This is a genomic window from Bordetella sp. 02P26C-1, from assembly GCF_009763255.1.
Classification (GTDB): Bacteria; Pseudomonadota; Gammaproteobacteria; order Burkholderiales; family Burkholderiaceae_B; genus Bordetella_A.
In genome coordinates this window covers 135,571-155,784 of record NZ_WSJB01000019.1, presented here as the reverse complement: position 1 = coordinate 155,784, position 20,214 = coordinate 135,571, and the positions used below count along the sequence as shown (strand labels likewise).

The following is a 20,214-nucleotide window of genomic DNA, read 5'->3' as shown; positions in this document are numbered from 1 at the left end:
TGAGTTCCATTGACCCGAGGCCCTTCAGCCCTCAGCCACGAAGCAACGCCGGGTAGTCCTACGTTCCCCCTTTAATCCCCCCAGTCGAATCTTCGCTGCAGATACCGCCTATTCCGTCACCGAATTCAATTCAAACAAACTGGTTGCATCAAGTTCCAGCACGATTTCGTCGTGCTGATTCAAGACATTCCAGCTCCAGGTGATGATGCCTAAATCGTGGCGCGAAGTGGACCGCCGCACGCCCTGGACACGTGCGTCTAGCCGCAAAGTGTCGCCCGGCCGTACGGGCACCCGCCAGCGCACTGCGCCTAGACCGGGCGAGCCAAACGATTCGGAATCATGCAGCATCGAATCGACCGCCATCCGCATGGCCAGCGCACAGGTGTGCCAGCCACTGGCAATCAGCCCGCCCCACCGGCCCTGCGTTGCCCTTTCGGGATCGGTATGGAACCACTGAGGATCGTATTGGCGGGCAAACGTGAGAATTTCCTCTTCGGTAACGGTGACCGGTCCGCCTTTGATCACCATGCCTTCCTTGAATTCTGCGAACTTCATGATCGGTCCTTCATAAAACCAGCCAATGCGCGCTGGACGGTAAAGTACGGCAAATGGCGCGCCCGCACTGAGCTACGACGACTCGGCAAAACCGGCATAGAGTGCTAGACCGCAGCCGCTTGCCCCAAACTGTCCCCCGACTCAATCTATGCAGCTAGGATAGACGACTCTATCCTCAATTGCACTGTAGGTATGATGGGGGACGGTGCCTAAACCTAGTGGCGCCTGGAGAAACCAGCAGTGAAAGAATTGAAAGCGACAACGCAACATGACGTCGAGGAAGACCGCAAGATCCACGAGCCACGGCTCTGGTGCGATGACGGCTGGACCGCCCGCGTGATCAAAAACGAGGACGACGATGGCTGGGCGGTCGAAATGATCCAAGACGGGCAAAGCGAGCCCGCACTGGTGGGCCCCTGGACGATGGGACGTGACAAGAAAAATCCGAAGCCGCTGGACCCGCCCGCTTTTTTCACACTGGTGAAGACCGCCAACGAAGTGCTGCGCCGTCACGAGCAACAGCTACACGCCTCGCTGCACAAGAGTGTGAAAATCGACGCGGCGGGCGGCCGGCTCACCGTCAAGCTGGATATCGTGCCGGACGAATACGAGCCCTATGCGGTGCTCAGCGCTTACGACGAATTGGGAGAGCAACTGGCGCAGGTCCAGGTCCCCCCGACGTACAAACTCAATGTCCAGAGCGCTTCGGAATGGGCGGCCGGCGGCTTTTGCAAACCGCGCTGACGCTCGGACATTGGCGTCTGCAACAAGCCAGACGCCAATGTCCGAGCCTAGTCGATATCGATCTAGCCATGCCCGTCGCCTCTAGCTCCCTTTATGGGTGCGACCAGTATGGGCTGCTCGCAATGCCACCCGCCTCGGCGCCGGCAACCGCGCCAGCGCCGCGCACAGCCCACTCGGGACAAACCGTAGCAGCTACTCCACAGAGATATTCAGTTGTTTGACCAGCTCGGCAAACCTTTTGGTGTCGTTTTTGATCACCGTGGCGAACTGTTCCGACGTCCCTCCCAGCGGAGTCGCGCCCAGCGAAATCAGCTTTTCACGCACTTCTGGCGTGGTCAAGGCCGCATTCAAAGCTTTATTGAGCGTCTGGACGATGTTATCGGGCAGCCCGGCCGGTCCCACCAGTCCGAACCACTGCGTGAATTCGAAGCCGGGCACGCCGACTTCCGCCATCGTGGGGACGTCAGGCAGCAAGGGCGAACGCTCATCGCTCGTGATGGCGAGCGCGCGAAGCTTGCCAGCCTGGATAAAGCTGAGCGTCGGAGGCGGTGAATCGAAATTGATGTCGATCTGACCAGACAAGAGATCGGTGACTGCCTGCGCGCTGCCCTTATAGGGAACATGTAGCATCGGCACGCCCACGGCTTGCGAGAACATCGCGGCGCCAAAATGCTGGGAGCTGCCCACACCGGAAGAGCCATGCCGTAAGCCGCCGGGTTGTTGCTTGGCGACTTGCACGAGCTCTTCCACCGTTTTCGCCTTGATCGCGGGACCCACGACCAATAACAAGGCAGTACTCGCCACGCGCGCGATGGGCGTGAAGTCCTTGACCACGTCATAGGACAGCTTCGGGTACATCGCCGGCGCCACGGCGTTGGAGTTTTGGTGGGCGAGGAGCAAGGTATATCCATCCGGGGCGGCTCTGGCCACGGCGTCGGCGCCTATCGTGCCCGTGGCGCCAGGCCGGTTTTCGACAATGACGGGCTGCCCCAGCTCCTTTTGCAAACCCTCTGCCACGAGACGCGCCGCAACATCGGTAAAGCCGCCCGGCGCGAAGCCCACGACGATACGTATCGGCTTATCGGGATAAGTGGCGGCAGCGGATGAGCCGACGACGCTGATAGCGAGAACGGCGAATGCCGCCGTGAGGGTCTTTTTAAATCTGAACATACTGTCTCCTTGTTAATAGCAAAAGGCCAAATAAATTTGGCCTTTCTTATTCACTACGTATGTTTAAGCAGCAAAACCGCTTTCTCGCGCCCGGATAATGGCGACCAGCGTTTCGTTGGTAGGCGTGGGGACACCGACCCTGGCTCCCAGCACGGGGATATAGCCGTTAATCGCGTCGATCTCGGATTTGCGATGCGCGAGGTGATCGAGCAGCATGGACGGACGCGCGTTGGGGATTTTGCTTCCCAGCGCCTTCACATGCTCGATCGGATCATGCCCGACGTCCAGGCGAATATTCATGGCGCGCGCCACGGCGATGGCCTCGCGAGAGCACGCTTCGGCGATGCGCCATGCATCCGCATTGGCCATGACCTGTCCGATCGTCAATCCCGTCGCGCAGGTGGTGCCGGAAAACGCGACATTCATGATGAGCTTTTCCCAGACCATCTGATTGACGTCGTCAAACAGTTTCACTTCAAAGCCAGAGGTGCGCCAGACATCGGCTGAACGCTCAAGGTCTTGACGTGGCAGGCCCGCGTAAGCGCCAAAGCGAATCATCTCCATGCCGTTATGATGGGCGTGACCCGAGGCCTTGATCGAGGCGCCAAAGCCTCCCACGACACCCACGGCGATACGGTCCTCGGGCAAAATCGATGCCGCGATTTCTGGCGATCCTAGCCCGTTTTGTATCGTCTGGATGACGGTCTCGGGCCCCACCAAAGACCGGCTCGCCATAGCCGCCGACTCCACGTCGAAGGACTTCGCGGCGATGATGACCAGGTCGCAGACCCCTATGCCCTCCGTGGTCGTGCTGGCCTTGATCTTTACCGTGCGGTCGCCGCTCGCGCCCTCCACACGCAAGCCATTTTCATTCATCGCTTTGACATGGTCTTCCCACAAGGTCACCGCGTAGACCTCATGACCTGCGTCTACCATGAGCCCGGCGTAGACCGAGCCCATTGCGCCACACCCTACGATCGCGACTTTAGCCATGTTGAGCTCCTTGATTCGAGGCAGCGCCGAGTTGTTCGACGATGGCGGCCGTGACCTCCTCCGTCGAGGCCTGCCCGCCGATGTCGCGCGTTTTAGGACCCGATTTCAGCACCTGTGCCACCGCCTCGCGCAATGAAGCAGCCGCCTGCGCGCAGCGCACGTCATCATGTTTGTCGGAAAGCCAGTCCAACATCATCACCGCTGACAGAATCATCGCGACCGGATTTGCTAGGCCTTTACCCGCAATGTCGGGAGCCGTGCCATGGCTAGGCTGGAACACCGCCATCTCGTCATTCACATCGGCCGAGGGCGCCACGCCGAGTCCACCGACCACGCCCGCGCCTATCTCGGAGGTGATATCGCCGAACACGTTTTCGGTCACGACCACATCGAACCGCTCGGGTTGCGTGACAAACATCATGGAGCCCGCATCGATGTAAATGCGATCCGTCTGCACATCCGGATAACGCTGCGCCACCTCATCGAATACCTTGCGCATGAAGGCATTGCTACGCAGCACATTGGCCTTATCCAATAGGGTCACATGTCCTGGCGTGCCGTGGGTTTTGCGACGGAATCGAGCCTGTTCAAAGGCGACTTTGAATAATTTCTCGCACCCTTGTCGCGTGATCACGAGCCGGTCGCTCATCGACTCGTTACTCTCGGGTATCGGATCATGCCGACCGGCGAACAAGCCTTCGGTCAGCTCGCGGATGACCAGCATGTCGACCTTGTCGGCTTGTATGCGTGACGGCACCCCGGGGAAATACTTGCAGGGGCGCAGGCTCGCCACCAAGCCATATTTTTCACGGATATCGATCTGCGGGGCGATCTCGGTACCGTCGGGTTTGCGAATGCTCGGCAGCCCCATGGCACCGAGCAGAATGGCGTGCGCATCGGCCAGGGCCGCCATGTCGGTTTCATCCATCGATTTGCCGGTCTCGCGATAGTAATCCGCGCCGGCGCGATAGGTCGTGTAGTCCAGCTTAATGCCATGCAGCGCCGATGCGCGATCGAGGACCTTGACGGCCGCGTGGGTCACCTCGGGGCCAATACCGTCTCCCGGCAACAGCACGATCTTGTAGTTTGTCTTGCTCATCCGATTCTCCGATGCCACACCCCTTGTGTGGCCCATCGAAATCATCGGATCCGCACGGGAATCTGAAAAGCAATACTTCGTTCGAGGGGGCATCACCAAACGTGATGGCCTCCACGTATCGGCCAGGCGGCCTAGAGCGAACCTCTCCTGGCTGCGGAGCAATCCTGAAGATGATCCACCAGCAGTCTAGCCACCGGCGGCAGGCTGGCCAGAGCACGCACGCATATGCTGAGCTTGCGCCGCGACCAGGGATCGTCAAGCGCAACTTCGAGCAGATTCAATTCAGCGGCATAGAACCGCGCGCAGTGTCGCGGGGCGACAGCAATACCCATTCCTGCTCCGACCATGAGGCACAACGCATCGTAGCCGGTGACGTGCACTTTGATTCGCAACGATTTGCCCAATCGTGCGGCACCTTCTTCCAGCGCCTTGTTTATGGCGCTGCCTTCTCTCAATCCGACCAAATCCCAATCCAGCAGATCATCGAATTTGACGTTGCTACGCCGGGCCAGCGGATGGTCTTTGCGGACGACGAGCACAAGGTCGTCATGCTCATAGTCCAGCGTTTCAACGTCTTCGTTATGCGCCAAGGCAGTGTAGATGCCCACATCGGCCTCGTTTTGCGCCACGGCCTTGAGAATATCCGCGCTGTTACGCTCCTCGAGCGCGATCTGGACCTGAGGGTGCAAGCGGCTGAACGTGGCCAGATCTTCGGGCAAAAACTGCGTGATCGCGGAGATGTTCGCAAATACCCGAACCTGACCGCGCACCCCGACCGCAAAATCGACCATTTGCGCGTAGGTGTCTTCCAGGGTATGCACCACGTGCCGCGCGAGTCTTAGCAAGGTCAGGCCCGCCTCGGTGGGAACCACGCCGCGATGGCTGCGCTTTAACAAAGGCGCCCGCAAGATCGCTTCCAACTCGGCCACCCGTTTACTGACGGCGGCGGCGACCAGATGCTCTCTGCGCGCGGCCTGGGCAATGCTGCCCTCCTCGACCACTGCGATGAACAGTCTCAATGACGTTGGGTCAAGCTTCATGCACCGACTCCCCCGGGGCGCACAATCTGCTTCGGATTACGTTCTATGTGGCTGACGAAAACGCCGCCGCCGCGCGGCCAATCCGATCATTCACCGCGCGCCAGGCCGCGTCAGTGGGCGGCGCTTGCACCAAAATGCGTGCGTAACCGCGGCGGTCCAGATCGCGCAGCATGGCATAGAGCGATCGGGCATAGCGCGCCGCGTCATTGCCCACCGTATGCCAGTCCACTCGCCGGTCCAGCTGGTCGGGCGCTGCGTCGAAAGCCACGATGGCGATGTGGCCCTGAGGCAGATCCACACCCTGGATCAGGTCATTGAGGCGTTGCTCGGACACCAGCTCTAGCGGCGTATGCGGCGCGTAGTGCGCTTTTAAGGTGCCCGATGCACGTGGCGCGGCCGCGTCTGGCGAGCCAACAGGTTCGCCAAGCACGGCCTCGATCTGCGCGGGCGTGATATGCCCTGGACGCAGCAGCACTGGGCCCAGCCCTTGCGACAGGCGGGACAAGTCCAGAATCGTGGACTCAATGCCAACCTCCGAGGGGCCGCCATCGAGGACCGGCATGCCCCGTGCCACTTCGTCCGGAAACTCGCTACGCACATGGTCGGCATGCGTAGGCGACACTTGTCCGAATTTGTTTGCCGAAGGCGCGGCAACGCCACCGTGGCCGCCGGGTTTACCGGCAGCGAAAGCACGCAACAGCGCCTGCGCGACGGGGTGAGAGGGGCAACGCAGCCCGATGCTGTCTTGGCCGCCGCTGACGGCTTCGCCCCGCCCCGACCTACGCGGCAGGATCAGCGTGAGCGGCCCCGGCCAGAAAGCATCGATCAGCCGCAGCGCCTGCGGCGGCACCTCGCTCGCCCAATAATGCAGGTCTGCGCCGGGCGCGACATGCACAATCACCGGGTGGTTGGCGGGGCGTCCCTTGGCTGCATAAATACGCGCCACGGCGTCGGCGTTATCGGCGTCCGCGCCGAGCCCATAGACGGTTTCGGTCGGAAATGCAACGAGTTCACCCGCCAGCAGACGCGCAGCCGCTGCCTCGATAACCGATTCGTTATCGGTAATATGCGCGTCACCAGATAGGGGCGTGGCGGGTGTCGTCATCGTGTTTACTCGGGAGCAACCATACCCAGCGCTGCGGCCACGCGAGCCGCATCGGCGCGCGCCTGTTCCAGCGTCGCGCCGACCACGGTGATATGGCCCATCTTGCGTGCGCGGCGGGCTTCGTGCTTGGCGTACAAATGCAGCTTTGCATTCGGTACGGCCAGCGCAGCGGCCCAGTTGGGCTCGCGCGGCGTGTTCGAGCCGGGTTCGAACCAGATATCGCCCAGGATATTGAGCATGACCGCCGGCGCCAGCAGATCAGTGCTACCCAGCGGCAAGCCGGCCATGACACGGGCTTGTTGTTCGAACTGGCTGCTCACGCAGGCATCGATCGTGTAGTGACCGCTGTTATGCGGACGCGGCGCGATTTCATTGACGACGAGGCTACCGTCGGTCAGGACAAAGAATTCCACACAGAGCACGCCGTGGTAACCCAGACCCTGCGCGATAGCGCGGGCGGCCTCGGTCGCCTGCGCCTGACGTTGCAGATGAGCGGGATCGTGGTCCACGGCAGCCACGGTAGAAACCGCCAGGATGCCGTCACGATGCAGGTTACGCGCCACCGGGAACACCACGTCCTGGCCATCGAAACCACGTGCCAGCACCACGGAGATTTCGTAGTCCAGCGGCATCAGGGCTTCGAGCACGCACGGCACGCCTTCGAACTGAGCGAATGCGGCTTGTGCCTCGGCACGACTGGCAACGCGCGCTTGGCCTTTGCCGTCATAGCCCAGACGAGCAACCTTCAAGATACCGGGGAACAGGCTGTCCGGCGCGTCGATCAGATCTTGCTCGGCACGGATCGCGGCATGCGGAGCGACCCGGATGCCCTGCGAGGCGATAAAGGTTTTTTCGGCGATACGATCCTGCACGACTGCTACCGCATCGCCCTTGGGGCTCACGCGGCAGCCAGCGGCGGCTAGCGCACGCAGGCTGTCGGCCGGCACATTCTCGAACTCGGTGGTCACCGCGCGGCACGAGCGCGCCAGTTCAGCCAGCCCCTCGGGATCGTCATAGGCGGCCTGAATATGGCGATCCGCCACGACAGCGGCCGGGCCGTCAGCGGCCGGGTCCAGCACCACGACGCGGTAACCCATGGCTTGCGCCGCATGACAGAACATGCGTCCGAGTTGGCCGCCACCCAGCATTCCCAGCCAGTCACCGGGAGCAATCGAAAAAGTTTCAGTAGAAGTCGTCATATACGTAGCTCGCCCAGATACGGGCAGTGGCAAGGTCAGGGCTGAGGGGGAACCACCATGTTACGGGCGGCCTCGGTCTGGCGGGCGCGGAAGGCGACCAGTTTGCGATGCAGCTCATCATCGGTGGTTGCCAGGGTCGCGATCAGGTGCAAAGCCGCGTTGGCAGCGCCCGCTTCGCCGATGGCGAAGGTGGCAACCGGAACGCCTTTAGGCATCTGCACGATGGACAAGAGGGAATCCTCGCCGCGCAGATAGCGCGACGGCACGGGTACGCCGAACACGGGCACTTCGGTCAGTGCCGCCATCATGCCGGGCAAGTGTGCCGCGCCGCCGGCGCCAGCGATAATGCCGCGCAGGCCACGCGATCGCGCGGCCGCGCCGTACTGCGCCATATCCTCGGGCATGCGGTGCGCGGAAATCACGCGCGTTTCATGAGGCACGCCAAAAGCCTCGAGCATGTCCACGGCGTTTTTCATGATGTCCCAATCACTGGAGGAACCCATGATCACGCCCACCACAGGCGTCGCGGGTGCGGAGGCAGAAGAAGTCGTCGTCATAGCTGAAAGTGGCAGAGCCAGAAGATGCCGCGCGAAAGCGCGATGCGGCGGGAAACCGCGTATTTTACCCGCCAATGCGGAGCGACCATGCGCGCCGGCAATAAACCTCGGCCGAGGGACGCCATAGTGCGGCATGCCGTGTGCGTGCGCAGCAGCCAGTCAGAGATTTTTTCACCCTCTGACCGCCACCAATAAAAACAGGGCGCGCAGCCCTGTTTTTGTGCGTTCAAACGGAAGGAACGTCAGCCGCCCTCCACTGCCCCGTCAGGCCACCAGACGATCCAGCGCCTCGCGGTATTTCGCGGCGGTTTTTTCCATCACGTCCTGCGGCAGGCGCGGTGCGGGCGGGGTCTTGTCCCAGGGTTGGGTTTCCAGCCAGTCGCGCACGAACTGCTTGTCGAACGACGGGGGGCTGATGCCTTCACGATAGCCGTCGGCCGGCCAGAAACGCGACGAATCCGGCGTGAGCACTTCGTCCATCAGGTGCAGCGTGCCATCCTCATCCAGACCGAATTCGAACTTCGTGTCGGCGATGATGATGCCCTTGGTCGCGGCGAACTCGGCGGCCTCGGTGTACAAGCGCAGCGTGACATCACGGATACGTTCGGCCATTTCCTGGCCAACTTCGTTGACCACGTGCGCGAAGTCGACATTCTCGTCATGCAGGCCAAACTCAGCCTTGGCGGCGGGCGTGAAGATGGGCTCGGGCAGCTTGCTGGCCTGCTGCAAACCTGCCGGCAGCTTGATGCCGCACACCGCGCCCGTGGCTTGGTAGTCTTTCCAGCCGGAGCCGATCAGGTAACCGCGCGCCACGGCCTCGACCAGGATCGGCTTCAGACGCTTGACCACCACCGCACGACCACGCACCTGGTCCAGCTCATCGGTGGCCACCACGTCCTCCGGTTTCACACCGGTCGAATGGTTCGGCAGGATATGCGCGAGCTTGCCGAGCCAGAAGTCGGTCAGCTCGGTCAGAACCTGGCCCTTTCCGGGAATCGGGTCGTCGAGAATCACATCGAACGCCGAAATACGGTCGGAAGCAACGATCAACAGTTTGTCGTCGCCCACGGCGTACATATCGCGGACCTTGCCGCGACCCAGGAGCGGCAGGGATTTGATGCTGGATTGGTGCAAAGCGGAAGTCACGGATCGGGCCTATGGCGAAAGAAGCATAGATTACTGTAAACGCAGACGCCGCCCAGCTGGGCGGCGTCTGCGACGAACAGCTACGGGCTTATTGTACGACTTGCGCCAACTTGCCTGCCGCGTACAGCTCGGCCATCTCGGTCAAGGGCTTGACCTTGATCTTGCTGGCGTTGCCGGCGGTGCCGAACTGCGTGTAACGCTGCACGCAGATCGCCTTGGCGGCGGCGCGGGCGGGCTTGAGGTATTCACGCGGGTCGAACTTGCTGGGGTTCTCGGCAAAGAAGCGACGGATCGCGCCGGTCATGGCCAGGCGGATATCGGTATCGATATTGACCTTGCGCACGCCGTATTTGATGGCTTCTTGGATTTCCTCGACCGGCACGCCGTAGGTTTCCTTCATGTCGCCGCCAAATTCACGGATCTCGGCCAGCAGCTCTTGCGGCACGCTGGAGCTGCCGTGCATCACCAGATGGGTGTTCGGCAGGCGCTTGTGGATTTCCTTGATGCGAGCGATCGACAGGATGTCGCCGGTGGGCTTGCGGGTGAACTTGTAGGCGCCGTGGCTGGTACCGATGGCGATGGCCAGCGCGTCCAGTTGCGTCTTGCGCACGAAATCGGCGGCTTGCTCGGGGTCGGTCAGCAGCTGTTCGCGGGTCATGGTGCCCTCGGCGCCGTGGCCGTCTTCCTTGTCGCCCATCATGGTTTCGAGCGAGCCCAGGCAGCCCAGTTCGCCTTCGACCGTCACGCCCAGCTTGTGCGCCATATCGACGACCTGCTTGGTCACGTCAACGTTGTAGTCGTAGTCGGCGATGGTTTTGCCGTCTTCTTTCAACGAACCGTCCATCATGACGCTGGAGAACCCCAGGTCGATGGCACCCTGACAGACTTTGGGCGACTGGCCGTGATCCTGGTGCATCACCACGGGGATGTGCGGATACGATTCCACGGCGGCCTGGATCAGGTACTTCAGGAAGCCTTCACCCGCGTACTTACGCGCGCCGGCGGAAGCCTGCATGATCACCGGGCTGTCGGTCTCGGCAGCCGCTTCCATAATGGCCTGAACTTGTTCCAGGTTATTGACGTTGAAAGCGGGAATGCCATAACCGTGCTCAGCAGCGTGATCGAGCAGCTGGCGCATGGAGACTAGGGCCATTGTGGTCCTCCTGAGTGATAAAAATAAGTGGGAAGCCTTGCGGAATACCGGGATTTTAGCTGGGATTGCGTCGTCCACGGCAGACCGCGTGTCACTGGAGGTGTCAAATCTGGAAAATTGTCAGGCCGGGACCAGCTCCGGGGCCATTTGGCGCACCGGCACACGGTAGTGCGAGGAAAACACCAGCCGCCCGGCTGACCAGGCGTGCGTCACCATCGGCAGATCCCGTAGCAGCGTCACAGCCACCAGATCGGCGCGCAACCCGACCGCCACCCGGCCACGATCGTTGAGCCTGCAGGCGTCGGCTGGATTGGCCGTAACCAGGGCGACCGCCTGCGGCAGTGTCAGGTCGGTGTGCGCGGCGACCAGAAAAGCCGCGGCGATGAGGGTCGAAGGCTGATAATCCGAGCACAGAATGCCGGCCACGCCAGCGCGGACCGCATCGATCGCCCGCATGGAACCGCTCTGGCTCTGGCCGCGCAGGATATTCGGCGCGCCCAGGACCGTGGGCAGGCCGCAAGAGACGGCGGCTTTGGCGGTATCCAGGTTGATGGGAAATTCGCTCATTGATACGCCCAGACTGCGCATGGCGACCACGCGCTGCACGGTATCGTCGTCATGGCTGGCGGTCGGCACGCCCCGGCCCTGCGCGTGCGCCAGCAGAACCTTGACGCGCTCCGCTGCCCCGTCACGCGATTGCAATTTCTCGCGCGCCACTTGTTCGGCCTCATCGCGGCTGTACGCGTGGTTGCCCATCATGTACTGCACATAGGATTCCAGCGATTTGAACTGCCCCTGCCCGGGAGAATGATCCATGACAGACAACAGATCGACGGCGCCCTCCTCCAGAAGACGCTCCAGCACCGGCAACGCCGCGGCGTCGGTAATTTCGTAGCGGCAATGCACGCGGTTGTCCACCAGGCCCTGGCCGCGAAAGGCGCGTATCGCCCGCACAACGCGGGCCGCTGTCTCGTTATTGCGCACGCCCCATTCGCTGTTGGAAAAAGACAGCGCATGGTAGGGGGTCATGATCCCGGCTGCCGCATTGCGGCGGTCGACTTGCGCCACCGCGAAATCCAGCGGAAACAGGACTTTCGAGCGGGGTTCGGCCTCTTTCTCGATGGCGTCGCAGTGCACATCGATCAGGCCCGGCAACAGGGTCTGCCCGCGCATATCGAGCATCGTTGCACCGCGCACGGTTTGCGGCTCGATGGCCTTGATGAAGCCGTCTTCGATCAGCAACGCGCTGTCTTCGAGCACGCTATCGGGCAGAACGATCCGGGCATGAGTCAGATACAAGGAGGACATGGCTTAATCCAGGTTGGGCGCGGCAAGGGCGGGCTGTATGGGCAGGACACGGGTCGCGACGGCGTCGCGAACCGCCTCATCGTGGAAGATGCCGATCAGGCAGCGGCCAGCGGCGACAGCTTCGCGGATGAGGGAGACGACGACGGCGCGGTTATCCGCATCCAATGAAGCCGTGGGTTCATCGAGTAACAGGACGGCGTGTCCGCCAACCAAGCCGCGCGCAATATTCACGCGCTGTTGTTCCCCCCCGGAAAACGTCGCGGGCGGCAAGTCCCACAGCCGTGCAGGCACATTCAATCGGCGCAGTAAAACGGCCGCCTCGTCCCTGGCCGTATCGGCGTCCACGCCGCGATCACGCAAGGGCTCGGCCACGATGTCCAAGGTCCTGACGCGCGGGATAACCCGTAAGAACTGACTCACATATCCAATGACGTACCGGCGCAGTCGCAGGATCTGGTGTTCAGGCGCGGTGGTCAGGTCGCACCATTGACCGCCATCGCGCACGCGAATGCTGCCTTGGGTGGCCAAGTAGTTACCGTAGAGGCAGCGCAACAAGGTGCTTTTGCCTGTGCCGGACGGGCCGGAAAGCACCAGGCATTCGCCCGATCCCACTTGGAAGTCGACCGAATTCAACACGGGGAGCTGGAGGCCGCCTTGATTGTGCAAGGTGAACGTCTTGGTCAGCCCCGCGACTTGCACCAGCGTTCGCGCCGCGGTCATCGGCGTTCGCGCCGCGGTCATCGGCGTTGAGCGCGGCATTGGCTCACCGATTGGGGCCATTGCATTGGCGGGCCCGTTCGATAGGGAAAGGGATTCGATCATGGGTCAGCTCTGTAGAATCGAAGACACGAGCAATTGGGTATAGGGATGCTGTGGATCATCCAGAATCTGGTCGGTAAGCCCGCTTTCGACCACACGTCCCTGTCGCATGACCAGCGTGCGATGCGCCAGCAGACGCGCGACAGCGAGATCGTGCGTGACCACGATGGCGGCCAGACTCAGATCGGCGACCAGATGACGCAGCAGGTCGAGTAAACGGGCTTGCACCGAGACGTCCAGCGACGCGGTGGGCTCGTCCATATAGACCAGGCGAGGCGAGGTCACCAGATTTCTTGCGATCTGCAGACGCTGCTGCATGCCTCCGGAAAAAGCCGCCGGCGCATCATCCAAACGCGCCGCATCGATCTCCATTTTTTCTAGCCAGGTGCTGGCGGTATCGCGCAGTCCGCCATAGTGGCGTTGCCCTACTGCCATGAGGCGTTCAGCGATATTGGCGCCAGCGCTGACTTGCATGCGCAGGCCGTCGCGCGCATTCTGGCGCACAAAACCCCAGTCCGTGCGTGCCAGCATACGCAGATGCGCGGCCGACAGAGACGCCAGGTCCACGAAACCGCGTTCGCGGGTGTCGTACCAGACGCTGCCGGATTCGGGCTGCACCTGCCAGGATACGGCTTGCAGCAAAGTGCTTTTGCCTGAGCCGGATTCGCCCACCACGCACAGCACTTCGCCGGGATGTAGATCGAAATGGACGTTGTGGCAACCATGTAGCCCATCCCAGGTGCAGGTCATGTCGCGAACGGAAAGCAAAGGCTGTGCGTTCATCGCGCGACCTCCGCCTGTTGCGCACCGGTATGCCCCTGTGCACGTCGTCCCGCACAAAACTCCGTGTCCGAACATACGAATCGGCGCGTGCCACGATCGTCGAGAATGATTTCGTCCAAGAAACTGTGCGTCGAGCCGCAAAGATCGCAACACTGATCCCATTGCCCGACGTCAAACGGGTGATCTTCGAAGTCCAGGCTTTTCACATCGGTGTAGGGAGGCACGGCGTACACGCGCTTTTCGCGCCCGGCGCCAAACAGCATCAAGGCCGGGTTGCGGTGCAGCTTGGGGTTATCGAACTTCGGGATGGGCGACGGCCGCATCATGTAGCGGCCATTGACGATGACGGGATAGTCGTAAGTCGTGGCGATGTGTCCGTACTGAGCGATATCCTCGTACAGCTTGACATGCATGCCCCCGTATTCCGCCAGCGCGTGCATGGTACGCGTCTCACTTTCACTGGGTTCGAGCCAACGCAGGGGCTCCGGGATAGGCACCTGATACACCATGATCTGCCCTTCGCGCAGCGGGGTTTCGGGAATCCTATGCCGCGTCTGCACAATCGTGGCGTCGCGGGTGGACTCAGTGGTGCGCACGCCCGTCACACGACCAAAAAAGCGTCGTATATTGATGGCGTTCGTCGTGTCGTCGGACCCTTGGTCAATGACTTTCAACACATCATCCGCGCCTATGATCGCGGCCGTGACCTGAATGCCGCCTGTGCCCCAACCATAGGGCAGTGGCATTTCACGACTGCCGAAGGGCACTTGATAGCCGGGGATCGCCACCGCCTTCAACAGCGCGCGGCGCAGCATGCGCTTGGTCGATTCATCCAGATAGGCGAAGTTGTAATGGGGATCGCGCGCCACCGGCGTGCTGACAGTGCTCATGTTGAAACCTCATCGACTAGAACGTTGGGCGTGGCCGTTGCCTGCGCGGCGGTATGCTCGGCGCGCAATCGGCGCAGCAATTCGAGGTTGGCCTGAAAGTCCACGTAGTGCGGCAGCTTCAAGTGCTGAACGAACCCAGACGCTTCGACGTTATCGCTGTGATAAAGCACGAATTCGTGATCATTAGCGGGTGAGTCGGCCGCCTCGCCCAAGTCAGCCGCTTTGAGCGCTCGGTCCATCAGTGCCATGGACATGGCTTTGCGCTCGCCATAGCCAAACGTCAATCCATACCCCCGGGTGAACTTTGGCGCCTCTTGATGATTGCCGCTGAACTGACTGACCATCTGGCATTCGGTCACTTCAATCTGGCCAATCGTGACCGTCAACCCGAGCTCTTCGACAAAGAGCTCCACTTCCAGGGATCCGTAGCGGATCTCGGCGGCGAAAGGATGCGTGTTGCCATAGCCACGCTGTGTGGAATAGCCCATGGACAGTAGAAAGCCTTCGTCGGCGCGCGCCAGATTTTGCAAACGGGCATCGCGCCCGGCGGGAAAGCTCAGCGGCTGCCGGGTCAGATCAAAAGGTTCTGCGTCGTTCGCTGGTCGAGACTCTTGATCGATCAGTGCTTCGTGCTGAAGTAGATCGGTGACCCGGGGCATTGAAGCCGCCACCGGTTGGCTGGCCGGCGGCAACGGGCTGGCAGATGACGCGTTGCCGTTGGCAAGCAGCGTGAAGTCCAACAGTCGCTGCGTATAGTCATAAGTGGGCCCAAGGATCTGCCCGCCCGGCACATCCTTGAATGTCGAAGAGATCCGACGAGACAAGCACATGCGTGCCGTGTCTATCGCTTGCGAGTAGCCAAATCTGGGCAACGTCGTGCGATAGGCGCGCAGCAAAAACACGGCTTCTATTAAATCGCCTGCGGCCTGTTTGATGGCCAATGCAGCCAGCTCGGGGTCGTAGAGTGCGCCCTCCGACATCACACGCGAGACAGCCAAGGGCATTTGCTCCTGAATCTGCGTCACGCTGAGTTCGGGCACATCAGTATCGCCCCGACGATAGGCATCGAGCAGACGGTAGGAGTTGAGGATCGCCCGTTCACCCCCTTTTACGGCAACGTACATATCAAGCCTCCAGGCTGACGGTTCGCGGCAGGCCGCATAGACAGTCGCCTTGGGTCAGGAAAATATCCACGCCCATGGGAAACAGACGCCGGTTGTCTTGCCATTGATCCCAAAAATCAACGGGAAGCCCGCGTACGGCAAGACGCTGACAGCTCTCGATCCCAGGCCCTTTAAGCGAGACCATCGCCCCATCTGTCGCGCTGAACGACTCGACATCCAGTAGCACGGTTGCGGAGGTATCCGGATAGGCTGCAACGCCGGGATAGCAATGTGCCAACTCGGGCATCTCATACCCAGAGGGCACCGCGACGAAGCGCGCTTGTAACGGTTCGCTGACCAGCGGGCAGCCGCAATGAAAACGCAGATACTGATGTACCGACTCGCTGATGCCAGCAGGCAGCCAGACCGGGGTATCGGCGTCGGCCAAGGTCAACAATAGCGCCGCCATCGCGGGCGAGAGGCCCGGCGGCACAGCGGGTGGCGAAGCGATATCGACAACGCGCCCGGGATAAGCCAGCGCCTGCAACGCCGACCGAAAGGTCTGCTGTGACTGCGCCACGGTATCGACAAAACCCGCCACGGGCGGCGGCGCCACCGAGGTCTGAGTGCTCAACATATCAATCCTCTCCTCGAACCATGGTGAAGAATTCCACCTGGGTTTGTGCGGCCAGACGGCCACGATGAATCTGGCGATCTTGATGCGCGCGCGCCAGCGGTTCGACGACCATGGCCTGTACGCGATCATGCCAATCGGCGCGTTGCAATAACGCATCCAACAAGGCGGCCTGTTCGGCATGACGGTGCCCTCGTCCTTGCACGTAGGCCACACCCATGGTGTCGTCCTCGAGCTTGATCGCGCAGCGCGTCACGCTCATCTCGCCAAGATTGAATTGCGCCCCCGTCCCGCCCGCGCGGGCCCGCACCATCACCATGCCCGCCTCCGGCGCGCGCAATGTGTGATGCGTGGGCAATGCCCCCAGGGACTGCATGGCATGGTTCAGCGCGTGGGAATCAGCCAGGGCGAGCACGCGCATCCAGGATGCGCGCGCGGTGTGCGATGGATCGGAAACGGCGGTGTGGCCGGTCGACGGATGCATGACAGGTGCTTCCTCTGTGAAGTCGGCTTGCATCATCGCGGTGATGATGAGTGCCGAACAATGACGAACGGCGCTTAGTACATCACCGCGACGTGAAGCTTTCATGACATCGATTCAGAGCGATGCTGTGCCGTGCGTGGCATAACCGTCATTCGGACATCCCGCTGTCATACGACAGCGATATGGTGGCGCACATGAATACACCTCTATCCGCATATCGCTATGCCGTCTATTTGGCTCCAACGGGAGCATGGCGGGACCTGGGGCGCCGATGGCTCGGCCGTTGCGAGGAAACCGGCACAGTCCTTTCTCGCATGGTTGAAGCCGACCCTCGCATCGACAGTTGGACACGCACGCCGCGCCGCTATGGCTTGCATGCCACGCTCAAGCCCCCTTTCCGGCTGCGCGACGATCAAACACCGGGCGCGTTAAACCGTGCTGTCGGGGCGCTCGCGCGACGCCAGGCACCCTTCGGCCTGCCCTTGCAACTTCAGGCTTTGCGCGGCTTTCTCGCGTGGTGCTGCGCGGATTTGCGAGGCCGTTGTCGCGTCAACGCACTGGCGCAAACCGTGGTCGCCGAATTGGACGACTTCCGTGCGCCAGCCGACGCTAATGAACTGGCCCGACGCAATTCCCTGAGGCTCAGCCCACAACAACGCAAAATGCTGGAGCGCTGGGGATATCCATACGTCTTCGATATGTTCACCTTTCACATTACGCTAACCGATCTCCTGGACGACAGATCGATGCACGCAGCGCAAACGCAATTAGCCGCACTAGGCGGTTCCACCTTACAAATACCCATGCATGTCAACGCGATCAGTGTCTATGTCGAACCTGAGCCCGGAGCCGATTTCATCGTCGCCAGGCACTATGGATTCGATGGGTCGATCCGCGACGGTTCGGGCGCGCGTTTTATGGGGGACGTTTAGAAATGTCGATTACCGGTTTCTCCGTGTCGCATGCGCCAGCGCGTTCGCTGGCCGGCCAGGGGCAGCGCCTGATTTACCTCATGGGCGCTTCCGGTAGCGGCAAAGATACGCTGCTGCGTCTGATGCGCGCGATGCTGCAACCCGATGAGCCTGTGCTCACTGCGCATCGCTACATCACGCGTGCCAGCAGCGACGATGAATCTTCGGTTCCGCTCACCCCTTCGGAGTTTCAACGCCGAAGGGAGTTAGGCTGTTTCGCCTTGCACTGGCAAAGCCATGGACTGCATTACGGCATAGGCATCGAAATCGACGCGTGGCTGGCAAGCAAAGCCTTGGTGATCGTCAACGGATCTCGTCATCATTTGCCGATCGCGCATGCGCGCTACCCCCGCCTGAACGCCATCGAGATCACCGCAAGCCCCGAAATTCTCGCCTCGCGCCTTGCCCACCGAGCGCGCGAAAACCCCGAACAGATCGCCTCGCGTCTGCGGCAGGGGATCCATCCGTACCGAGCGCCCGAGGGTTGTCGGATCAACCGGTTGGCGAATGAGGGCTCGCCACAAGACGCGGCGCAACGGTTGCTGACGACCGTCCGACACCTCCTCGCCACCTGAAGGCAAATTTTCGGCCATACGCGCAGGCATCCGCCTGCGCGTATGGCGTTCATATCAACGCTTTGCGGATCTGCGCCGACAAAAGGTCAATCGCCACGACAAACGCGATAATGATGATCATCACTGCGCAGGTTTCGGCATACTGAAAACTGCGTATGATCTCCCACAAGACAGTGCCTATACCGCCTGCGCCCACAATGCCGACGACGGAGGCCGATCGCACATTGGATTCAAATCGGTACAGCGCGAAAGAGGTCCACAACGGCAGCACTTGAGGAATGACACCGTATACGATTTCCTCCAGCGCGTTCGCCCCGGTCGCGCGCACACCCTCGACCGGACGCGGATCAATGGCTTCCACGGCTTCCGCAAAGAGCTTGGCCAGAACGCCCGTAGTGTGCACCCACAGCGCAAGCACGCCGGCGAAGGGCCCCAGGCCCACCGCCACGATAAACAGCATCGCGAACACCATTTCGTTGATGGCGCGACAAGCATCCATCAGGCGACGCACCGGCTGATAGATCCAGGCGGGCACGATATTGGCCGAGCACAGCAGCCCCAATGGAACAGCCACGACAATCGCGAGAAAAGTCCCCCACAGTGCGATCTGCACGGTCACCAGCATTTCGCTCATGTACATACGCCAATCGCGAAAATTCGGCGGAAAGAAATCCGCCGCATATGCCGCCATGTTGCCGGATTCGGCCACCAGGTCCAGCGGCCGCATATCCGCGCCGCGCCAGGACAGCATCAACAGCCCCAGCACCACTGCCCACACCAGTAAGCTCGGCAGAGAAGACCGCGCGCCACCAGGCGCCCGCGCGGGAGTCAGAACAACGCTCATAGAAGATATCCGTAGAAAGAGTTAGCCAGACACCACCGCCAGCTACGGTGCGGCAGTCTGATTCAGCGCGGCCAGGCGTTGATCCAGCTCGGCCAGGCGAACTTGCTTGTCGGACGCGCTTAAGGTGGTGTCTTTTTCTATCGCCAATTTGAGCTTGGCCAGCTCCATCTGGCGAATGGGGATCAACTGTGCATTGCTCGACTCGCGAAAGCCCTGATACGTGAGCTTGGCGAGAACTTGCTGTTCGTGCTGGGCGTTGACGCCCTTTCCATAGTTGACGAGAAACTGCTGAATCCGATTTTTCAGGTCAGCCGGGACGTCGCGGCGTATCACGATGGGATCGGCCGGAATCAAGGGCGATGTCCATAACACACGCACGCTGTCGCGAGCATCTCTGCCTGTACTGCGGTGATACCGCTCCAGCATCTCCGTATTGTTGACGGCGACATCTACCTGCTTGTTGATGACGGAAAGCAAGTTCGCCTCGTGGTTGGCCGCGCGCACGGATTTAAAGAATTTCTTTGGATCAATGCCATTGGCGGCCCACAGGAAGTAGCCCGGCACCAGCGAGCCAGAGGTGGAATTCGGATCGCCCGCGCCGTAGCTCAGTTGCCCGCCCTTCTTGAGCACATCTTCCAAGGTGTGCAGATCACTGTCCTGATGCACCAGCAGCAGCGACCAGTATCCCGGGTTGCCATCCCCGTCGATCACCGAGGCGAATACCTCGCCCTGGGCGCGGTCGACCGCTTCCATCGCCGACTTGTTGCCAAACCAAGCCAGCTGCACCTTGTTGAATCGCATGCCCTCGATGATGCCGGCATAGTCGGAGGCGAAGAATGGAACCACCGGCACACCCAACGCTTGGCTCAAATCGTCGAGCAAAGGTTGCCATGCCGATTTCAAGTTGGTCGACGACTCGGTGGAAATGAAGCCGAAATTCAAGGGCTTGACATCTGCCGACCACGCGGCCGAAGAGAATGTGGCGGCCGCGGTCAGGGCGAGGAAAGTCCTGCGTAGCATGGAATTGAGCTCCGGGAATAAA

The 20,214-nt window shown here is 61.2% G+C and carries 22 protein-coding genes; 3 read left to right on the top strand and 19 right to left on the bottom strand.

Annotated features, from left to right (window positions below):
• Positions 1-108 precede the first annotated feature (108 nt).
• Entirely contained in the window at positions 109-555 is a 447-nt protein-coding gene (locus GOQ28_RS11780) for a MaoC family dehydratase (protein WP_160356579.1), read from the bottom strand.
• Positions 556-804: 249 nt separating this feature from the next.
• Between GOQ28_RS11780 and GOQ28_RS11775 the strand changes: the two genes are divergently transcribed.
• Positions 805-1,299 (top strand): hypothetical protein, encoded by a 495-nt coding sequence (locus GOQ28_RS11775; protein ID WP_160356628.1) that lies wholly within the window; start codon positions 805-807, stop codon positions 1,297-1,299.
• A 192-nt stretch (positions 1,300-1,491) separates the two neighbouring features.
• On the opposite strand, the gene GOQ28_RS11770 is transcribed toward GOQ28_RS11775, so the two are convergent.
• From GOQ28_RS11770 to phnG, 16 genes are all read right to left on the bottom strand, one after another.
• A complete protein-coding gene (locus GOQ28_RS11770) occupies positions 1,492-2,469 on the bottom strand; it encodes a Bug family tripartite tricarboxylate transporter substrate binding protein (RefSeq protein ID WP_160356578.1) in 978 nt (325 codons plus the stop codon).
• 63 nt (positions 2,470-2,532) lie between these two features.
• Entirely contained in the window at positions 2,533-3,462 is a 930-nt protein-coding gene (locus GOQ28_RS11765) for a ketopantoate reductase family protein (RefSeq protein WP_160356577.1), read from the bottom strand.
• Positions 3,455-4,561 (bottom strand): isocitrate/isopropylmalate dehydrogenase family protein, encoded by a 1,107-nt coding sequence (locus GOQ28_RS11760; protein ID WP_160356576.1) that lies wholly within the window; start codon positions 4,559-4,561, stop codon positions 3,455-3,457. Before GOQ28_RS11760 ends, GOQ28_RS11765 begins: the two co-directional genes overlap by 8 nt.
• Positions 4,562-4,692: 131 nt before the next feature.
• A complete protein-coding gene (locus tag GOQ28_RS11755) occupies positions 4,693-5,601 on the bottom strand; it encodes a LysR family transcriptional regulator (RefSeq protein ID WP_160356575.1) in 909 nt (302 codons plus the stop codon).
• A gap of 43 nt (positions 5,602-5,644) precedes the next feature.
• The gene (locus GOQ28_RS11750; RefSeq protein WP_160356574.1) at positions 5,645-6,706 is read right to left on the bottom strand and encodes an L-threonylcarbamoyladenylate synthase; all 1,062 of its coding nucleotides are present in this window, start codon (positions 6,704-6,706) and stop codon (positions 5,645-5,647) included.
• A 5-nt stretch (positions 6,707-6,711) separates the two neighbouring features.
• Positions 6,712-7,905, bottom strand: a complete 1,194-nt coding sequence (locus GOQ28_RS11745; RefSeq protein WP_160349283.1) for a 5-(carboxyamino)imidazole ribonucleotide synthase — start codon at positions 7,903-7,905, stop codon at positions 6,712-6,714.
• Positions 7,906-7,940: 35 nt separating this feature from the next.
• A complete protein-coding gene (purE, locus tag GOQ28_RS11740) occupies positions 7,941-8,462 on the bottom strand; it encodes a 5-(carboxyamino)imidazole ribonucleotide mutase (protein WP_160349284.1) in 522 nt (173 codons plus the stop codon).
• Between the two features lie 264 nt (positions 8,463-8,726).
• Entirely contained in the window at positions 8,727-9,608 is an 882-nt protein-coding gene (locus tag GOQ28_RS11735) for a phosphoribosylaminoimidazolesuccinocarboxamide synthase (RefSeq protein ID WP_160356573.1), read from the bottom strand.
• Positions 9,609-9,696: 88 nt separating this feature from the next.
• Positions 9,697-10,761, bottom strand: coding sequence for a class II fructose-bisphosphate aldolase (gene fba, locus GOQ28_RS11730; RefSeq protein ID WP_160356572.1), 1,065 nt, complete (start codon positions 10,759-10,761; stop codon positions 9,697-9,699).
• 120 nt (positions 10,762-10,881) lie between these two features.
• Complete coding sequence (locus GOQ28_RS11725; RefSeq protein WP_160356571.1) at positions 10,882-12,069, bottom strand: alpha-D-ribose 1-methylphosphonate 5-triphosphate diphosphatase; 1,188 nt, start codon at positions 12,067-12,069, stop codon at positions 10,882-10,884.
• 3 nt (positions 12,070-12,072) lie between these two features.
• Entirely contained in the window at positions 12,073-12,789 is a 717-nt protein-coding gene (gene phnL / locus GOQ28_RS11720) for a phosphonate C-P lyase system protein PhnL (RefSeq protein ID WP_160356627.1), read from the bottom strand.
• A 105-nt stretch (positions 12,790-12,894) separates the two neighbouring features.
• The gene (gene phnK / locus GOQ28_RS11715; RefSeq protein WP_160356570.1) at positions 12,895-13,671 is read right to left on the bottom strand and encodes a phosphonate C-P lyase system protein PhnK; all 777 of its coding nucleotides are present in this window, start codon (positions 13,669-13,671) and stop codon (positions 12,895-12,897) included.
• Complete coding sequence (locus tag GOQ28_RS11710) at positions 13,668-14,561, bottom strand: alpha-D-ribose 1-methylphosphonate 5-phosphate C-P-lyase PhnJ (RefSeq protein ID WP_160356569.1); 894 nt, start codon at positions 14,559-14,561, stop codon at positions 13,668-13,670. Before GOQ28_RS11710 ends, phnK begins: the two co-directional genes overlap by 4 nt.
• Positions 14,558-15,685 carry a carbon-phosphorus lyase complex subunit PhnI gene (locus tag GOQ28_RS11705; protein WP_160356568.1) on the bottom strand — a complete coding sequence of 376 codons (1,128 nt, stop codon included), beginning with the start codon at positions 15,683-15,685 and terminating at the stop codon, positions 14,558-14,560. The genes GOQ28_RS11710 and GOQ28_RS11705 overlap by 4 nt, the downstream gene beginning before the upstream one ends.
• Position 15,686: 1 nt before the next feature.
• A complete protein-coding gene (phnH, locus tag GOQ28_RS11700) occupies positions 15,687-16,301 on the bottom strand; it encodes a phosphonate C-P lyase system protein PhnH (protein ID WP_160356567.1) in 615 nt (204 codons plus the stop codon).
• 1 nt (position 16,302) lies between these two features.
• Positions 16,303-16,782 carry a phosphonate C-P lyase system protein PhnG gene (gene phnG / locus GOQ28_RS11695; RefSeq protein WP_160356626.1) on the bottom strand — a complete coding sequence of 160 codons (480 nt, stop codon included), beginning with the start codon at positions 16,780-16,782 and terminating at the stop codon, positions 16,303-16,305.
• Positions 16,783-16,976: 194 nt separating this feature from the next.
• Here phnG and GOQ28_RS11690 point away from each other — a divergent pair, with 194 nt between their 5' ends.
• Entirely contained in the window at positions 16,977-17,714 is a 738-nt protein-coding gene (locus tag GOQ28_RS11690) for a DUF1045 domain-containing protein (RefSeq protein ID WP_160356566.1), read from the top strand.
• 2 nt (positions 17,715-17,716) lie between these two features.
• Positions 17,717-18,328: a phosphonate metabolism protein/1,5-bisphosphokinase (PRPP-forming) PhnN gene (phnN, locus tag GOQ28_RS11685; protein WP_160356565.1), complete on the top strand. Its 612-nt coding sequence runs from the start codon at positions 17,717-17,719 to the stop codon at positions 18,326-18,328.
• A gap of 49 nt (positions 18,329-18,377) precedes the next feature.
• Here the strand turns inward: phnN and phnE are convergent, their stop codons facing one another.
• Positions 18,378-19,172 (bottom strand): phosphonate ABC transporter, permease protein PhnE, encoded by a 795-nt coding sequence (gene phnE / locus GOQ28_RS11680; RefSeq protein WP_160356564.1) that lies wholly within the window; start codon positions 19,170-19,172, stop codon positions 18,378-18,380.
• A gap of 42 nt (positions 19,173-19,214) precedes the next feature.
• Entirely contained in the window at positions 19,215-20,192 is a 978-nt protein-coding gene (gene phnD / locus GOQ28_RS11675; protein WP_160356563.1) for a phosphonate ABC transporter substrate-binding protein, read from the bottom strand.
• Positions 20,193-20,214 lie beyond the last annotated feature (22 nt).